This window comes from Helicobacter fennelliae (assembly GCF_900451005.1).
In the GTDB taxonomy this organism is placed as follows: domain Bacteria; phylum Campylobacterota; class Campylobacteria; order Campylobacterales; family Helicobacteraceae; genus Helicobacter_B; species Helicobacter_B fennelliae.
Map to the genome: position 1 here is coordinate 1,847,190 of NZ_UGIB01000001.1, position 18,689 is coordinate 1,865,878.

Sequence of the window (18,689 nt, forward strand, 5' to 3'; positions counted from 1 at the left end):
AAAATCAAGAAATAGAGTTTAGATTTTACACTAAATTTCTAAAATCTAAAAACATTAAATTAAAAGCCAATCGCTTTGAATATGTCAAAAATATTTTCAAAAATGTTTAGAATCTACTCATTTTATAATTCAAATTACTCCAATTTTTTGCTTTAAGAAAATTTAATGATTGAATATGGTAAAACTAAATTTTACAATTTTAAGTAAAAAATAACATAAAAATAACAAAGGAAGAAAAATGAAAAAGTCTGTCTTAATACTCTCAATGGCTGCTGTGTTAGCCTTTGGGGACACTATGAGTGCGGAGGAGAAGCAATCAGCGTTAGATAAACTCGCTGAAAGCAAGCTTATCAAGGCATTAGCAAATTCCACAATTAGCGGTTTTGCATTTGGAAGATACAGATTTAATGGTGGTCGGGATTCTGAGGGGAATGTCTATCATTGGCGAACTATCGCAAACTTAGAAACAGGAAGATACTCAGGCTGGGCTTTGGGAACAGGCGCTATCTTTACGATAGGCGCAATCGCAGCAGATAATAGATCTTCTGCTGATTGGGGCGGCGTATTTGGCTCAAGAGCTTCGCGAAATGGTAAATCTGGGAATGACATTTTTGGTATCAATTCACTCTACATCAGCAAAGAAATGGGAAGTGCTGATAAGGTGTATTTCAAGACTGATGCAGGTATGCTTCGTATGAATACAACTTTTGCTGATAATAACCTTGACCGCGCTATCGGTGCGGAATTTAAGCTCAAAGCACAAGGCGTGCAATACTCTTTTGGTGCGTATGATAGCTTCATAACTGATAGCCTCGCACTCTCAATGGCTGGAAGAGGACAAAGTATCCAAAATCAAATTGTAGGTGCTGGATTTAGCAATCATCTCTTCTTGCTTGAAGCAAAAAACGACTCAAGCAAATTCGCAGGATTTGGCTTTAATCTCGGCTATGGCTACGGCACACAGCTTTTTGATTATCTTGTATTTGCAGAGCTAAGCTATGGAATCGCTGGCTTTGGTATCAAAGCACAAACCGCAGCAGCTGGGCTTAATAGCAGCGCGAAATTACAATTTCCTAGAACTATCGGTGCTGGAAACAATACAATCTCAATAGGATCTGTCCCTATGGATTTCAATCTTGAAGCACAACATCGCGGTGTCTATAATGTCGTCCTTTCATACAACACAACAATCGATAAACACGGCTTTAAGAGCAAAGTGGGGTATCTTGGAAGCTATGGCGATGGCTATGGTGTAGGGCTTAAAACAAATGCAGGGCTTGATTTTGGTGGGAAATCATGGTTTAATGGTCTCACTACGACAAAAGAAGGGTTTTCATTCCTTGGCGTCGGAAGTATCAAAGGCTCTAATATTTCAAGTGCTTACCTCGCACTCGCGTATGAATACGATAAAAAATATGGCGTAGGGCTTGACATCGCGTATGTCGGGGGCAATAACTATATGCCTATACTATCCAAATCTACACTCACATCATCAACTACTACCTTATCAGGAGGCAAGAACTTTGGCAAAGTAAAAAGCCAAGATTTACTTGAAATCTCACCAAGCGTAAGCTACAAGCCAATCAGTCATTTCACTATCAGTGCATTTATTTCGTTTTTTGCACTTGATGCAAGCTGGCAATACTACGCACTTGAGGCAAATTATAAATTCTAAATCTATGCAAGCAGAATCTAGAATCTAGATTCTGCTTGTTGGCAAATTTTGCGTGCGTCTGCTCACTTGCGACGCACACACAAGTGCGCCCTATTCACTTTCATTCACTTTCATTTATTTTTATTCACCTTGCAAACCTTAGATTTTATTTAAATTCTAGAATTTCTTATATCTCTTTTTTAGATTCTATCAGAATCTAAAATCTAATTTTATCGTCATTGCGAAGCCCCTTAGGGCTGTGGCAATCCATTTTTTCTAGATTGCTTCGTCCTATCGTCCTTACAATGACGATTCTTTCTGGATTCTTCGTTCGTCTCACTCGCTCAAGTAATGACAAGTTTTAATTCTATGCAAACACAAGCAAGCATTAAAAAATCCTCTATTTTTAGCTTATTTTTGTAGCTTTGCAAGTTTAGCAGTGAGTCGCACTTTTCGTGCGTCGCCAAAATAATACAAGATAAGCCCTAAACGAAGCAATCTGCAAAAAGAAGCAAAAAGAGAGGATTTAGATTCTCTGCAAACTAGAATCTAGCATTCTCTCCAAATCCTCTTCACTAATAATTTCCACCCCTAACTCCAAGGCTTTTTGTCTTTTGCTTCCTGCATCTTCTCCGCATAGCACATAATTTGTTTTTTTACTCACACTTGAATTGATTTTTGCACCAAGCAACTCAAGGCGTGCTTTCATCGTTTCTCGCGGAATGCTTAATGTCCCAGTAATCACAAAACTCAAGTTTTTTAATGGTTGCGCTAGATTAGATTTTGGCGTAAGCGTTGGCTCAATGAGCGCGAAGAGTTTGTGGATTGTCTCTTTATTGACAAATGCAAACTCCAAAAATGCCCGCACCATCTCCTCACCAAACCCATCAAGCGCGATGAGATCCTCAAAGCTCGCCTCAAAGCAAGAAAGCCCAAAAGCAGATTCTAGCTTTTTGCTCGCGCCTTCTCCGATATGCTCTATCCCCAAAGCATTTATAAGCCTCCAAAGCTCGATGTGCTTTGTGTTTTGGATTGCTTGTATGAGATTTGAAGCTTTTTTCTCCTTCCAGCCCTCAAGTGGCAAAAGATCATCTTGCGTGAGCGTGTATAAATCCAGAATCGAAGCGATTTTGTTACACTCAAAAAGTTGATAGACGATTTTTTCGCCAAGCCCATCGATATTGAGGGCTTTTTTGCTTGCAAAATGCACTATGGATTCTTTGATTCGTGCTTCACATTCCAGATTACAACAACGGATAAAAATCTCTTCTACTAATAACTCTTTGTGGCAAATAGGGCAAAATTTAGGCGGTATGATTGGTATTTGTGCCCCGTCTCTGCGCTCAATGATAGGCTTGATAATCTTTGGAATCACATCGCCACTGCGGATTATCACCACAAAATCATTGATTTGAATATCTTTTCGTGCGATTTCGCTGTAATTATGCAAAGTCGCCCTAGAAATAGTCGCGCCCTCAATCTCGATTGGCTCAAGTTCTGCCACAGGCGTTATGACGCCACTTCTGCCGACTTGATTTGTGATGGCATGAATTTTTGTGATTTTCTCAATTGCTGGAAATTTATACGCACACGCAAAACGCGGAGATTTAATCGTCCAACCAAGCTCATTTTGCACCCCAAAATCATCAACCATAACAACCATTCCATCAAGCATGATTTTTAGCGCATCTCTTTGGAGGCGGATTTGCTCGTAGTAAGCATGGATCTCCTCAACTCCTTGACATCGCTTTATCATCGGGGTTGCAAAAAATCCAAGTGCTTTGATATGCTGCATTGTCGCAAAAAAACTAGAATCTACATCGCCCACACCAATGCCCCAAGGAATAAAAAGAAGCTTTCTTTTTGCAGTGATTGTGCTATCAAGCTGTCGCAAAGATCCTGCGGCGGCGTTTCGTGGGTTTGCAAACAAGGTTTGATTATTTTTTATCCTCTCTTCATTGATTTTCAAAAAATCATCTTTGGCAATCAGCACTTCTCCGCGTATTTCTATGGTTTGAGACTCATCGATATGCATGGGGATTGAAGTGATTGTTTTGGCATTTGCAAGCACTTCTTCACCAATCAGTCCATCGCCCCTTGTCGCCGCACTCACAAGAGATCCATTTTGATACAAAAGATTGAGCGAGACACCATCAAATTTTGGCGAACAAGTAAAATACACATCGGGGTAATTTTTCTTGATACGCGCGACCCATTCCTCAAGCTCTTGGATATTAAACACATCATCTAAGCTCCACATTCTTTGGATATGCTTGCTTTTTTTAAACCCTTCAAGAATCTCACCACCAACTCTTTGTGTAGGAGAATCTGGAAGGATTTGAGCTGGATTTTTAGCTTCATACTCTTTGACTTGGTGGTAGAGTATGTCGTATTCCTCATCGCTTATTGTTGGGTTATCAAGCACATAATACGAGTAAGCAAATGCTTTGAGTTGGGCGATAGCATTTTTGTATTCTGCAAAATCTCTCACTTATTTTCCTTAGATTTCCTTGATTTTCATTAGATTTTACTAGCAAAGTAAGGGTTTTTTAAAAAAAATTGAGTAGAATTATACAATTTTTAAATCCAATCATCAAGCACAAAATACAAACCCTTTAAGGAGACGAGTTGTGATTAAAGAAATTGACAAAACTACCAGTCTTCACTTAAATAACGAAGCACAATTTTTGTGCTTTACTTTAGAAGATGACACCAAAACAAAAGATTCTCGCAATCCAGAAACGCAGCTCTATGCGATTAATGTTTTTAAAGTGCGCGAGATTATTTATTATGATGGAGATTTGACCGAAACTGCAGGCGAAAATAACGGCTTAGTGCTTGGCTTTCTGACCGTTCGCGGAGAGTCCATACCTCTTATTGATATGCGCCGATGGTTGTATTATAACCCCAAAAATCCACGAAAAGATTTGCGAGCATTTTCGGTAGAATCTAGCAAAAGTCTTGTTGTAATTTGTAATTTTTCAAATCAAGATGTAGGCTTAAAAATCTTAGGAGTCAAGCATATCATTCACAAAAGCTGGGGAGAGATTAATGTCGGAAGTGAATTTGGGTTTGATGGCGATAGCAAAGTAACAGCCACGACAAAATACGAAGACGGCTCGGTGATACAGATTCTTGATGTTGAGCGAATGATTGTTGATGCATTTCCGGGCATTAGCAATGACAAAATGCTAGAGATTAGCAATCTCCATGAAATCCATTCAGACAAAATGGTTTTAATCGCTGAGGATTCTAAATCAGCATCAAAAGCCCTAGAGGTGATTTTAGAAAAGCTTGGTGTGAAATATATGGCGTTTGGAAATGGTCGCGCACTGCTTGATTATCTGGGAAGAGATGGAGTTGCAGATACGATTGGCGTGATTATTACCGATTTGGAAATGCCTATGGTTTCTGGGTTTGAGATATTGCGACAAGTCAAAAATAATCCCCTTACAAAAAATATTCCTATTATTGTCAATTCTTCAATGAGTAGTGATTCAAATATCGAATTAGCACAATCTTTGCATGCAGACGGATTTATCACAAAATCTGATCCAAAGAAAATAGAATCATATTTGAGACAATTTTTGACACAATCATAAGCAATATCAAAGGAGAATTGAATGCTAAGGACGCATGTATGCACGCAAGTAACACAAGAACTAATAGGAGAAAAAGTTGTTGTTTGTGGTTGGTGCAATACTTACAGAGATCATGGGGGAGTTATTTTTATTGATTTAAGGGATTATAGCGGTATCGTGCAGCTTGTCTGTGATCCAACATCACAAGCCTATCAAGACGTCTCAAAAGTCAGAGATGAGTTTGTATTGATAGCAAGCGGAAAAGTTCGGGCTAGAGGCGCGGGATTAGAAAACCCAAAGCTAAAAACCGGAAATATTGAAATTGTGCTTGATTCACTCATCATAGAAAACAAATCTCAAACCCCGCCTATCGCGATAAATGATCAAAGTATCAGCGAGGATTTGAAGCTCAAATATCGCTATCTTGATTTGCGCTCTGCTCAATCCTATGAGACTTTCAAAAAACGAAGCGACATCAGTATAGCTGCGCGCAATAGTTTGCATAAAATGGGCTTTTTGGAGGTCGAAACCCCAATTCTTACTAAACAAACCCCAGAAGGTGCAAGAGATTATCTTGTGCCAAGCAGAATTCACGATGGGCATTTTTTCGCACTTCCTCAAAGCCCGCAGATTTTCAAGCAACTTTTAATGATCGGTGGATTTGATCGGTATTTTCAGATCGCGCGATGTTTTCGCGATGAGGATTTGCGCGCTGATAGACAGCCAGAATTTACACAAATTGATGTGGAGATGAGCTTTTGTGATGAAAATGATGTGATGAATGCGTGCGAGATTTTACTCAAAGATATTTTTAAGGCAGCAGATATTGCGATTCAAACGCCATTTGAGCGAATGCCTTATAGTGTGGCTATGGAAACTTATGGGAGTGATAAGCCAGATTTGCGATTTGATTTACCGCTTATTGAGGTGGCAGATTTGTTTGCAGAATCTAGCAATGAGATCTTTGCGCACATTGCAAAAGATAGCAAAAATAACCGCATAAAAGCACTCTGTGTCAAAGGTGGCGATAGATTCTATACAAGAAAAACGCTCAACGAGCTTGAAGAATTTGTCAGAAAATTTGGAGCCAAAGGATTAGCCTATATCCAAATCAAAAGCGAGTCACAAGGAATAGAGCCAAAAGGACCAATGGTAAAATTTTTGAGCAAAGGACATCTTGATGAGCTTATAAGACGCGTCGGCGCAGAAGAAGGGGATATTATATTTTTTGGTGCGGGCGATAAAAAAACCATTTGGGATTATATGGGAAGATTGCGCTTGAAAGTAGGCAAAGATATGGGGCTTATTGATGAGAATCTCTATCGGTTTTTGTGGGTGGTTGATTTTCCGATGTTTGAAACAAACGAAGATGGAAGTCTCTCTGCCCTACATCACCCTTTCACAATGCCTAAAAATCTAGATTCTAGCGATAAAGAAGAGATATGCTCCATAGCCTATGATGTCGTGCTTAATGGCGTGGAGCTTGGGGGTGGAAGTATCAGAATCCACAAAAATGAAATCCAGCAAAAAGTCTTTGAGATTCTAGGGATTAGCAAGCAAGAAGCCCAAGAGGAGTTTGGATTCTTGCTTGAGGCTTTGAGCTTTGGCGCACCGCCTCATGGTGGCTTTGCTATCGGGCTTGATCGCCTTGTAATGCTGATTACAAAAGCATCAAGCATTAGAGATGTGATCGCCTTTCCAAAAACCCAAAAAGCAATCTGCCCGCTGACAGAAGCACCAAGTAGCGTTGATGAGTCTTTGCTTAGAGAATTACACATTCGCCTAAGAAACCCAAAGTAATGAAAAACCAAAAGTAGTGAGAAACCAAAAACAAAGGAGAGAAAATGAAAAAATTGTTTTTAATCATCGGCGCACCCGGAAGTGGCAAAACAACAGACGCGCAACTTATCGCACAAAAAAATGCCGAGATTATCGTGCATTATTCCACAGGTGATTTGCTACGCGAGGAAGTGGCAAAAGGCTCATCAGAAGGCAAGATTATCGCTGATATTATCGCAAAAGGCAATCTTGTGCCATTAGAAATTGTTGTTAATACGATTATTTCAGCGATTAAATCCGCACCACGCGATAATATCATCATCGATGGCTATCCACGCAGTATCGAGCAAATGCAAGAGCTTGATAAAAAATTAAACCTGCAAAATGATGTGAAACTAGCCAAAGTTATAGAGGTTGAAGTGAGCGAGCAAACCGCTAGAGATAGGGTTTTGGGTAGAGCGAGGGGTGCTGATGATAATGTCGAGGTGTTTAATAATCGTATGCGCGTGTATCTTGAGCCACTCAAAGAGATTCAAGAATTCTATGGCTCTCAGAATCTTTTGCATCGTATTAATGGTGAGCGCACAATCGATGAGATTGTCGATGAAATGAACACCTTTATCATATCTCAAATCTAAGGAGCAAAAATGAATATAGCAAAAATTTCAGTCGGTGAGATTCCAGAAAAAGTCAATGCAGTTATCGAGATCCCTTATGGATCAAATGTCAAATACGAAGTCGATAAAGAAAGTGGCGCGGTTGTGGTTGATCGCGTAATGTATAGCGCGATGTTTTATCCGGCAAATTATGGATTTGTGCCAAATACTTTGGCTGATGATGATGATCCTATGGATATACTTGTTTTGAATGAATACCCATTGCAAGCAGGAAGTGTGATTAAATGTCGTCTTATCGGCGTGCTTATCATGGAAGATGAAAGCGGGATGGACGAAAAACTCATCGCTGTGCCAATAAGCAAAATCGATCCGCGATATGACAAAATCCAATCACTTCAAGATTTGCCAAAAATCACGCTTGATAGAATCAAAAACTTTTTTGAGACTTACAAAATGCTTGAGCCAAACAAATGGGTAAAAGTTAAAGATTATAAAGACAAAGACGAAGCAGCAAAAATCCTCCAAAAAGCCGTGCAAAACTATAAATAAGTATTTTTGGAGGATCGTTTGACTCATTACAAAAATTCTTTGGGATATTTTACTTCTTTGGTGGAATCCTTAGAGCAGATTCCAACCATTGGCAAAAAATCAGCCCAAAAAATAGCCTATACGCTCGCGATAGAAAATAAACATCTCGCCTTAAAACTTGCATATTGCATAGAAAATACCATTCATTATATTGCGACTTGTAAAAATTGTGGTGCGATTTGTGAGGGGGAAATCTGTGAAATCTGCCTTGATGACAAGCGCGATAATGGACAATTATGTGTCGTGCTTCACCCAAAAGATATTTTTACAATCGAAAATATCGGGGATTTTGGTGGTAAATATTGGGTTGTCCAAAATGCTATGGATAAGACTACGGATAAGGCTATGGATAAGATAGATTTTACTTTTTTGCGCGCACGCATTGTAAAAAACCATATCAATGAGATTATTTTTGCATTTTCTCCAAGCCTTGCAAACGAGACGATTATGATATTTATAGAAGATAAACTTCAAGACCTCAATCTCACATTTAGCAAAATCGCGCAAGGAGTGCCAACAGGCATAGGACTTGAAAACATCGATCAGCTTTCTCTCTCGCGAGCGATGAGTGCGAGGGTGAAGCTTTAGAGACTTTGATTTATTTAGAAATGATTAAAAATAAAAGGTAAAAAATGGGGTTTGAAATATTTGGAATAAAGGTTTTTGATTTAAGTAAGCCATTTGGTAATTTTGAAGCCTTTAGTACAATTATTCTTGTATGTTTGATTGCATTTTTAGGCTTTTTAATTTTATCAAAGAACAAAACAAACAAATAACACACATAAAAGAGATCATGATATGAAAAAAATAAATATCATACCGCTTGTTATGGGGTTTTGTCTCTGTATCAATATCGCCCTCTCTAGCGACAAACCACAATGGGCGCAAAGTGGCGTGTGTCAAGAGCCTGATTGTGCTGTGGGTGAAGCAAGCCTCAAAGAAGGCGAGATGAGTGCATTAGCGCGGGCTTTGAAAGAACTGCGTCTTTCGCTTGGCGTAAATATACAAGCAGAATACAATGAAAATACCGATAATAACGGAGAAACAAAAGCAGATTCTCATCTCAAACTCTACACTTCAATGCAGAATCTAGGCTACAAGATTCTTGACAAATACCAAGATAATTCTAGAATCTATATCAAAATCCAATACGACCCTAACAAAAAAGTAATCCAAAACGAAGTGATTCCAGAATTTGACACGATAAAAAGCCTTGAAAAACTCTGCAAAGACAATCAGCTTGATGGATATTATTGCGTGAGTTTGGGGAGGAAATACCAAAATGGCGAGAATGGACTAGCCAAAAATATAGATTTTGCGCTCAAATACTTTGACAAAGGGTGCAAAATGGGGACTTTGGAGGGGTGTTTGTTTGCAGGGAAGATCTCAGATTCTGCTCGCAAATCCAAAGAATACTTCACAAAAGCCTGCGATGGCGGACTTGGATCAGCCTGCTTTGAGCAAAGCCTCCTTGAAGATGAAATCACAGATAAAAGAGATTTACTCATCAAAGGCTGCAGTGGCAAAGACGCCTTGTCGTGCGCGTTTGCAGGGGAGATTTATCAAAAAGGTTTAGCACATGTCCAAACAAATACAAGTCTAGCAAATACTTACTACTCAAAATCTTGTCTGCTTGACAAAAACGGCGATGGCTGTGTTTTGCTATGGCAGAGTCAGCAAGATTGGCAAGAGATACAAAAACTCTGCGATACAAATAACGCCAAAGCTTGCGCTATCACAGGTGATGAAAACAACAATATCGATTTGCTCGAAAAATCAGCAATGCTAGATTCTGCGTTGGGGTATTATTTTTTGGCGCGGGCGAAAGATTCTACACAAAAAATGATGCTACTAGAGAAATCTTGCGCGCTTGGACTCAATGGCGACTTCACAAAAGGGTGTGAGGAGCTAGGCGATATGTATCAAACAGATGATGTGCAAAAGGTGCAATACTACTCAAAGGCGTGCAATACGCTTTTTTATGAAGAAAGCGCGTGCGAAAAACTCTATGAAATCGATCCGAGCCAATGCCAAAACGAAGAAATCTGCCTTAAGATAAAAAAGCAAAAAGAATTGCAACAAGCACAAGCAAACGAGCAAGCCAAGAGAGAGCAAGAAGAGCTAAGAAGTTACAAAGTAAAAACCGAATCTCACTCACAGCTTTCAAAAATCGGGGCGTTTATAGAAATGGGTATGCCTGTGCTACGTCCAAATCTGCCACAACTTATGAAGGAGTCTTCATCTAAGGTTGGATTTAATCTTAAAGTCGGGTTTGAAATACGTGGCAAAAACCCCAAATTCTCGCCATTTGTCGCGCCATATATGGGATACACGCGCATCACCTTAATGGACGATGATGAGCTTGAAGAACTTGATGCTCCGTATTATTACAATGGCGATGGTATGAATGTAGGTATGTTTAATGTCGGAAGCTATATTGGCGTAAGAATGGGAACACTAAGGGCTTATGGGATTATTGATTATTTAGTCCCAGTCTCAAGCTTAAGCATCGACAATCCTATTGATAATATGCTCGGCTATGGCTTTGGTGTAATGCTTGATATTGGTTTGCGCATAGGATTCCAATACATATCCTATGATGTTAGCTATTATGGAGGTAGGGTTAGAAGAGAGTGGTATGGAGATGGGGGATTTGAGCTTGATCGCTCACAAACCTACAAAAGCAAAAACAACGCATTTATGGTATTTATAGGCATTGGAATCTAGAATCTAATTTACATATTTACATGTGATCCAAATCCTCTATTTTTGCTTCTTTTTGCAGATTCTAGCCTTATGAATGCGGACACTCAAGAACTATACTAAATACCTAGATTCCACACAAAGCAGAATCTACTTCACAATCGAGCAGATTCCGCCACCATTGACTACAATCTCAAGCAAATTTCCTTTTTTAAACATATTGCACACGACAATAGGCAGGCGGTTGTCTTTGGCAAGGGCGATCGCTGTATCGTCCATAACCTTGATATTTTCAGCTAATGCGCTATCGTAGCTTATCACATCAAGCTTTTTAGCGTCTTGAAATTTGTTGGGATCTTTGTCAAACACTCCATCGACTTTGGTTGCTTTAATCACATAGTCTGCGCCTATCTCTACTGCGCGAAGTGTCGCTGTCGTATCGGTGGTAAAAAATGGATTCCCAGTGCCAGCAGCAAAAATCACCACGCGCCCTTTTTCAAGATGCCTAATCGCGCGCCGATAGATATAACTCTCGCAAATCTCCTTAATCTCGATAGCGCTTTGCACGCGCACATCAAGCCCGATATGCTCTAACGCCTCTTGCATAGCCACAGCATTGATGACTGTTGCGAGCATTCCCATATAATCCCCGCTTGTCCTGCGGATAATCCCCCCTTCTGACGCGCTCACTCCGCGTATGATATTTCCACCGCCAATCACGATCCCGACCTCAACATCAGCCTTTAGCAAACTCTCAATCTCTCTAGCAATATAGCTTAGCACTGAAGGCTCGATACCAAAGCCATTCTCACCAGCCAACGCCTCTCCTGAAAACTTCACCAATATTCTTTTTTTCTTTGCCATTGTGTCCTCCTTAGGATTTGAGAAATTATAGTGAGTTTGAAGTAAGAAAACTATAAAATATGTTTTTTTGCAGAATCTAAAATGGTGATTAGATTTGCAAAGTTTGAGCTTTAGAGTTGTGGGTTTAACGCGAGTTGTAATATTTTGGCTCTTGGTTTTGCTTGGTTTGCGCGGTATTTTAGATTCTAGTTTTTCTTATCTCGTTGCTCTTTTTGTCTCGTTGCTCTTTTTGGATTTTTTTGAGTTCTTTTTCAAATTTCTTTCTGCGCAAAAGTGGAAGCTTATCGATAAATAAGATCCCCTCCAAATGATCCATTTCATGCTGTATCGCGATAGCCAAAAGCTCTGTGGCTTGGAGGATTTTTTCTTGACCATGGCGATCTTGATACGCGATACTAACCTCCTCAAATCGCTCTATATCCTCATAAAATCCCGGCACAGACAAGCAACCTTCTCGGTATGTTGTCAGCCCTTTTGTTTTTAAAATTACAGGATTGATGATCTCTAATGTATCCTCTTTGTATTGCTCGCCATCTTCGCGGTGAAGGTTAATAATAAGCGCGCGCAATGGAATCCCCACTTGTATCGCTGCAAGCCCTATGCCATTTGTCTGTGTCATTATCTGATACATTTCATCAAGCATTTGTGCTAGATTCTCATCAAATACCTCCACGGGTGAAGACTTTTGCTTGAGTCTAGAATCTGGGTATTTGATGATTGTCATTGAGGTGCGCTTACTTCATCTTGTTGGTAGATTTTGCATCGTTGTTTTTCTTCAAGTGCGATTCGCAAAGTCGAAAGACAAGCACTCATTGTCTCTTCAATCGATCGATCAGGCAAGATTTTGGTGATACTTGTGATAATATCAAGCTGGAGATTAATATCAGCGACAAAAATATCTGTTGTTTGCGAAGCTTGATAGAGCGAGATACAGAGTTCTTGCGCTTCCAAAACATCAGAATATTTAAGCAAAACCCCAAATATACCATTTCCCATATACGCGACAGCATCGCTAGATCGTATGTGTTTTTGGAGAAATTTCGCCATAGTCTTCAAAAGAAGCAAAAATGTCGGAGAATCCTGCCCCACGCTTGAAGCAATCGATCGTGAAAGGCTAACATAAATCAAAATCGAAGAATGATTAAATTCTTTGCAAAGCTCTTGCTCTTTTTGCAAAAACGAAGTGAAATAATTTTTGTTATACACATCAAGCGTGAGATCATAGACAGAGTTTTGGCTGATTGATTTGAGATTTCTATTGATTTTGGTGTAGAGATTTTGGATTTGCCCAAGCTGCTTGGAAGTTATATTTGTTACTTTATTAATGTCGCGCATAAAAAAATCCATGACATTTTTGAATACAAGCTTATTATCAGCTTGTGCCATATCTTTGGAATATCGTTTGACGACATTTTGAGAGATGATGAAGTTTTGATATACCACAGACATACAATTTAGCACCTGCTTAATGATTTTGAGGCTTTCGCCGACGGATTTTTCAAACACAAGCGCGCGGTTTTGAATGTCTGATTGGAGGTTCATAATTTTTCGCACTTTTTCTTTTGTGCTTGGTGGCTCTTTTTCGAGAAACTTACCAAAATACAATTCATAATTTGCCGGCAAACAAGGCAAGGATTCTTGCTCCATAGCCTGAATGACACTTTGAGAAATTTGCTGGATTTTTTGAAAAAACTCATCGCGCGTTGGCTCTATATCGGTATTAGAATCCGGGACTTCTGGGTCTATGCCCGATAAAAAAGGATTTGTTTTGATATTTGAAGCTTTTTCTTGTAATTTATCTATCATAATTTTTATCCTTATTTTTGTGCATTATTTTGGTATTTGTTATTTTATACTCTTTGTAAGGATTTTGTCGATTAAGCCATACTCTTGTGCTTCTTTTGCATTCATAAAAAAATCTCTCTCTGTATCTTGAGCGATTCTTTTAAGCGTTTGATTTGTGTTTTTTGCCATAATTTCATTCAAAATAGACTTCAGCCTCAAAATCTCTTTTGCTTGGATTTCGATGTCTGTGGCTTGTCCTTGCGCGCCACCTAAGGGCTGATGGATCATAATGCGAGAATTTGGCAGTGAAAACCGCTTACCTTTTGTGCCACAACTAAGCAAAAATGCCCCAGCACTCGCTGCCTGTCCGATACAAATCGTGCAAACATCAGCTTGGATATAATTCATCGTATCATAAATGCTTAATGCACTTGTAATCACTCCGCCCGGAGAGTTGATATAAAGATTTATATCTTTTTGGGGATCTTCGGCTTCTAAGAAAAGCAGTTGCGCTACAATCGATGAAGCGACCATATCATTTATCTCGCCACTAAGGAGGATCACACGATCTTTGAGAAGTCGTGAGTAAATATCATAACTTCTCTCGCCTCGCCCTGTTTTTTCTATCACATAGGGGATATAATTCATTCTTTTGCCTTTTTAGGTTTTTTAGATTCTGCTATTTTAGATTCTGTGGATTCTGCCTTGCTTGCAGAATCTGCTTTTACTTTTGCGCCCTTAGTGTCTTTGGTGTCTTTAAGATTTGCTTTTTCATCAAGAAGTCTTGTAAGCACGCGGTTTTCTATCATCGACATTTTGATTGCTGGAAGAAAATTATTCTCTTTATAATACACAATAACTTGTTGTGGATCTTGCCCGCTCATCATAGATTCATAATAAATCGCAGACATCACTTCATTATCTGTTACATCAATGTTATTTTTCTTTGCCAATGCATCGATGATAAATGTAACTTTCACACTTTTGTGCGCCTCATCTCTAAATGTCTCGCGCTTTTCTTGTGCTTTTTTGGGGTCTTTTTGATAGACTGCAAGCTCATCTTTTGTGATTTGAGAGAGAGAGTTTCTAAATAGCATATCCATTTCTTGCTCGACAATCAAATCCGGCACATCAAAGCTAAAAGCTTTATTAAGCGCTTCAAGGCTTTTTTCTCTCATTTCTTCGCTGTAATATTTATTTTTGAGATCAAGATCAAGCTGTTTTTGTATATCTTGCTTAAGTTCATCAAGGCTTGCGTCTTCTTTATGGAGCACTTTTTTGGCAAATTCATCATTGAGTTCGATTTTTTCACGATCTTTGATTGCGTTGATTTTGACTTTAAAGGTTGCTTTTTTGCCTGCAAGATTAGCAGAGTGATAATCTTGTGGAAAATCCACTTGGATTTCTTTTTCTTCGCCGACTTTTGCGCCTACAAGCGCATCTTCAAATCCGGGTATAAACTGATTGCTTCCTATATCAAGATCAAAGCCTTGAGCCTTTCCACCCTCAAAGGCTACATTATCGACAAATCCTTCAAAGTCAATGTTGGCTATATGCCCTTTTTTGACTACTTTGCTTGTAGAATCCACAATCGGTGCTTGCGATCGAGCAAGCATATCAAGTCGTTCTTGGATTTGCTTTGGTGAGGCTGTGGGGATTTTTGGCTCAGGGATAGATTTGAGCGCATCAGAGACATCAAATTCAGGCAAAATAGAGATTTTGATCTCTACATCGATATTTTTCTCACCTTTTTCAAACTTCGTAATTATCGGATCACCAATAAGTTGCTTTGCATCGATTTTTAAATCTTTGAGTGCGGTATTTAGCATATCTTGCACCATTTCTCTTTGGGCGTCTTGCTCGATAGAATCCTTATATCGAGTTTTGACGATGCTTACAGGCACTTTTCCTTGTCTAAAGCCAGCCATTTTTATTGTTTTGCTTACTTTTTGTGCTATTTGGTTGAGTTTCTGCTCTAAGTCTTCAATCGCGATTAAGCCTTTTGCAAGAGCATTGGCAGTATTGATTCGTGTGGTTTGAATGTTCATAACACTCCTTTGCAAATTTTAGTGAATTCTTTTATTTTAACTAAAAATACCAAAAAACATTATAAAATTCTGGAAATATTCTTAAGGGGCTGTGTATCGCAATGTCATTAGAAGTGCTCAAAAGTAAGCTTAAACTTCGTCCAAATTTATCTCCACAATATGGCATCGTCTATAAAATAACACCAACAATCATTTATGCAAAAGGCATTATTCCCTCCGTTGGTGATATTATAAAAATTATCCATAGAGATGAGAGTCAATCGCTAGGCATTGTTATATTAAGCGAGGAGAATTCATTTGGATTTAGCCCGTTTTCTTTTGTCGAGCATTTTTCTATCAATGATATTGTATTTATCGAAAAAAACGAGCTTAGCTTTCCTGTGTGCGAGGAAATGCTAGGAAGAGTTTTTGATCCATTAGGACAGCCAATTGATGACAAGCCAGCATTGCTAACCTCCACTTATGCGCCAATCATCGCCCCGCCTATCCGCGCGCTCAAACGAGGAATCATTGATGAAGTGTTTGATGTAGGGGTGCGATCGATTAATGGTCTGCTAACTTGTGGCAAAGGGCAAAAAATGGGGATATTTGCCGGCTCTGGCGTGGGTAAATCCACACTTATGGGAATGATTGTACGTGGTTGTAATGCGCCGATTAAAGTTATCGCACTTATCGGTGAGCGCGGTAGAGAAGTGCCTGAATTTATCCATAAATCACTCAATGGAAATCTTGAAAACACTATTTTGATTGTCGCGACAAGCGATGATTCTGCATTGATGAGAAAGTATGGCGCGTTTTCTGCTATGGCAGTTGCTGAATATTTTAAATCACAAGGCAGAGATGTGCTGTTTATTATGGATTCTGTTACGCGCTTTGCGATGGCGCAACGCGAAATAGGACTCGCACTAGGCGAGCCACCCACAAGCAAAGGCTATCCACCTTCAGTGCTTACACTTATGCCACAACTTATGGAACGTGCAGGCAAAGAAGAAGGCAAAGGCTCTATCACGGCATTTTTTACGATTTTGGTCGAGGGCGATGACTTAAATGATCCCATAGCCGATCAGGCACGAAGTATTTTGGATGGGCATATTATCCTTGATCGAGGACTTACAGATGTCGGAATCTACCCACCTATCAATCTCCTCTCATCAGCTTCGCGCGTGAGTAATGACATCATCACCAAAGAGCATAAATTATTGATTCAAAATTTTCGCCGCTATTACGCGCTTTTGAAAGAAAATGAGATTCTCATACGCATAGGCTCATACCAAAAAGGCTCTGATGCAGAGCTTGATTATGCTATGGAGATAAAGCCACTTATGGAAAATTTCTTAAAACAAAACGAAGATGAGATTGTGGATTTTGAGCATTCTATCCAAATGCTTAAAGAAATCTTTGCAAGCAAGCTACAACAAACCTAAATCACACAAAAACAATAAATGATACGCAACATCTCAATAATCCAGAATCTAAAAACTCAAACACAATCAACACCAAATAAACACAGGACAAATATGAAAAAACAAAATACAAACCACACCATCTCTCAAATATTTTTAATAATGGCATTCATACTTCCACAAAACGTCTATCCACAAGCATTCCACCAAGCATTGCATAATGAAAGCTTGCAAGCAACACACCATAATCAGCAAAATCTAGATTCTGAATCATTGCAAATGCCTGCAAAACAAGCAAAGCAGAATCTAGATTCTATGCCATTTTTCGTCATTGCGAGGCGCGAAGCAATCCAGAATCCAGAATCCAGAATCCAGAATCCAGAATCCAGAATCCAGAATCCAGAATCCAGAATCCAGAATCCAGAATCCAGAATCCAGAATCCAGAATCTAAAACTCAAAATCTAGATTCTACGCAGAATCTAGCGACACAAGAGCCCACTTTGACTACTTTAGCCACACAGCCACAAACGCAATCAAACACAACCCAACCTCAACCACAGCCATATTTGCAACCACGGCTACCACAATCCGCAGAATCGCCACTTTATTTGCGATACAACTTAGGATTTGACTTTTTTCTTGACAATACCGAAGGAAGCGATCCGTATTGGGCTACGCGCACATTGTATGCCATTCGTATCGCACCTGAGATTGGTATGGGTATCGGGCAGAATCACTCCATAATGTTTGGAGGATTTGCAATCCAAAATATGGGCGCAAGCACAATTCCGACAAAAGCCAACATATCGGCGTATTATCGTTATGAGGGGGAAATTTTTCGGGCGTATTTTGGGATTTTTGGCAGGAGATATTGGAGGGGTGAGTATCCATTAAGCTTTTTTCGTCAAGATTTTTTGTTTTTCAATCCAAACACAAATGGCGTACTTTTGCAATACATCTCACATCAAGATTCTGCGATAAATGGCTATGCTGAATTTGTCTTTGATTGGTTTGGCGGGAATCTTGCGAAGCGATTTGATGAGTTTTTCGTCCTTGCAAGTGGCAAGGTACGTTTTTTGAATAATTATGGCTTTGTAGGCGGGAGCGCTTTGCTCTATCATTTCAAAAACGATGAAGTGCTTTCACAAGATGGCGCATTTACGCCAAGCGGACTGCCTGATACACAGCTTATGGATAAAATCTATTACAACGCATATATCGGGGTTGATTTTGTGCCATTATTGCGCGCTATGCAAACAGCCCAAATCCAATTTGGCGCACTCTCATCAATCGAGCGCAAAAGGCGTCTAAGCGGACTGGGCGCATTTCATCATGCTATGGGCTATGAGGGCGGATTCAAGCTCCAATACAAAGGATTTGGGCTTGAGGAGAGTTATTATTTTGGTGATGGGCAAATGTACTATTATAGCGAGTATGGCGAGAATTTTTATGATGGCTTGCCTTTTTATCGCGCAGATCGCTTTAATCGCGTAAATGTGTTTTATGAATACCGCAATAATTGGCTCAAGGCAAATTTAAGCTTTATGTTTTTTTCATTGCCACAAACTTTCGCCTTGCAACAAATGCTTACTTTGAGCATAGACACGCACCGCCTTTTTGGTAAATAATATTTGGCATATAAATTGCTTAGATTCTGCAATACTCT

Annotated in this window: 16 protein-coding genes; 10 read left to right on the top strand and 6 right to left on the bottom strand. The window is 39.4% G+C overall.

All coding sequences use genetic code 11. From position 1 onward, the window contains the following. The first annotated feature begins 238 nt into the window (after positions 1–238). Positions 239–1,675 (top strand): hypothetical protein, encoded by a 1,437-nt coding sequence (locus DY109_RS09185; protein WP_023948560.1) that lies wholly within the window; start codon positions 239–241, stop codon positions 1,673–1,675. Between the two features lie 505 nt (positions 1,676–2,180). On the opposite strand, the gene ligA is transcribed toward DY109_RS09185, so the two are convergent. After that, entirely contained in the window at positions 2,181–4,145 is a 1,965-nt protein-coding gene (gene ligA, locus DY109_RS09190; protein WP_023948563.1) for an NAD-dependent DNA ligase LigA, read from the bottom strand. A gap of 139 nt (positions 4,146–4,284) precedes the next feature. Between ligA and DY109_RS09195 the strand changes: the two genes are divergently transcribed. The 7 genes from DY109_RS09195 to DY109_RS09220 are packed head-to-tail and all read left to right on the top strand — an operon-like array spanning position 4,285 to position 10,946. Then, positions 4,285–5,256, top strand: a complete 972-nt coding sequence (locus DY109_RS09195) for a chemotaxis protein CheW (protein ID WP_023948565.1) — start codon at positions 4,285–4,287, stop codon at positions 5,254–5,256. A 21-nt stretch (positions 5,257–5,277) separates the two neighbouring features. Further along, the gene (gene aspS, locus DY109_RS09200) at positions 5,278–7,035 is read left to right on the top strand and encodes an aspartate--tRNA ligase (RefSeq protein WP_023948567.1); all 1,758 of its coding nucleotides are present in this window, start codon (positions 5,278–5,280) and stop codon (positions 7,033–7,035) included. Positions 7,036–7,079: 44 nt separating this feature from the next. Next, positions 7,080–7,652, top strand: coding sequence for an adenylate kinase (locus tag DY109_RS09205; protein WP_023948568.1), 573 nt, complete (start codon positions 7,080–7,082; stop codon positions 7,650–7,652). 9 nt (positions 7,653–7,661) lie between these two features. After that, positions 7,662–8,180 (top strand): inorganic diphosphatase, encoded by a 519-nt coding sequence (ppa, locus tag DY109_RS09210; protein WP_023948569.1) that lies wholly within the window; start codon positions 7,662–7,664, stop codon positions 8,178–8,180. An 18-nt stretch (positions 8,181–8,198) separates the two neighbouring features. After that, positions 8,199–8,807 (top strand): recombination mediator RecR, encoded by a 609-nt coding sequence (gene recR, locus DY109_RS09215; RefSeq protein WP_023948570.1) that lies wholly within the window; start codon positions 8,199–8,201, stop codon positions 8,805–8,807. Between the two features lie 44 nt (positions 8,808–8,851). Further along, complete coding sequence (locus DY109_RS11580) at positions 8,852–8,995, top strand: hypothetical protein (protein WP_162832656.1); 144 nt, start codon at positions 8,852–8,854, stop codon at positions 8,993–8,995. Positions 8,996–9,017: 22 nt separating this feature from the next. Further along, the gene (locus tag DY109_RS09220) at positions 9,018–10,946 is read left to right on the top strand and encodes an SEL1-like repeat protein (RefSeq protein WP_023948571.1); all 1,929 of its coding nucleotides are present in this window, start codon (positions 9,018–9,020) and stop codon (positions 10,944–10,946) included. 126 nt (positions 10,947–11,072) lie between these two features. Here DY109_RS09220 and pyrH read toward each other — a convergent pair whose 3' ends face one another. The 5 genes from pyrH to tig all read right to left on the bottom strand — a co-directional run bounded on the left by pyrH (position 11,073) and on the right by tig (position 15,619). After that, positions 11,073–11,786, bottom strand: a complete 714-nt coding sequence (pyrH, locus tag DY109_RS09225) for a UMP kinase (protein ID WP_023948572.1) — start codon at positions 11,784–11,786, stop codon at positions 11,073–11,075. 178 nt (positions 11,787–11,964) lie between these two features. Next, positions 11,965–12,510 (bottom strand): peptide deformylase, encoded by a 546-nt coding sequence (gene def / locus DY109_RS09230; protein ID WP_023948573.1) that lies wholly within the window; start codon positions 12,508–12,510, stop codon positions 11,965–11,967. Next, positions 12,507–13,592 carry a GGDEF domain-containing protein gene (locus DY109_RS09235; RefSeq protein ID WP_023948574.1) on the bottom strand — a complete coding sequence of 362 codons (1,086 nt, stop codon included), beginning with the start codon at positions 13,590–13,592 and terminating at the stop codon, positions 12,507–12,509. The genes def and DY109_RS09235 overlap by 4 nt, the downstream gene beginning before the upstream one ends. 39 nt (positions 13,593–13,631) lie before the next feature. Further along, a complete protein-coding gene (gene clpP, locus DY109_RS09240; RefSeq protein ID WP_023948575.1) occupies positions 13,632–14,219 on the bottom strand; it encodes an ATP-dependent Clp endopeptidase proteolytic subunit ClpP in 588 nt (195 codons plus the stop codon). Then, on the bottom strand, positions 14,216–15,619 hold the full coding sequence (tig, locus tag DY109_RS09245; RefSeq protein ID WP_023948576.1) for a trigger factor: 1,404 nt from the start codon (positions 15,617–15,619) through the stop codon (positions 14,216–14,218). Before tig ends, clpP begins: the two co-directional genes overlap by 4 nt. A gap of 101 nt (positions 15,620–15,720) precedes the next feature. Here tig and fliI point away from each other — a divergent pair, with 101 nt between their 5' ends. Both fliI and DY109_RS09255 read left to right on the top strand, forming a co-directional pair. Next, positions 15,721–17,043: a flagellar protein export ATPase FliI gene (gene fliI / locus DY109_RS09250; protein WP_023948577.1), complete on the top strand. Its 1,323-nt coding sequence runs from the start codon at positions 15,721–15,723 to the stop codon at positions 17,041–17,043. Between the two features lie 18 nt (positions 17,044–17,061). Then, positions 17,062–18,651, top strand: coding sequence for a hypothetical protein (locus DY109_RS09255; protein ID WP_181894627.1), 1,590 nt, complete (start codon positions 17,062–17,064; stop codon positions 18,649–18,651). The last annotated feature ends 38 nt before the right edge of the window (positions 18,652–18,689 follow it).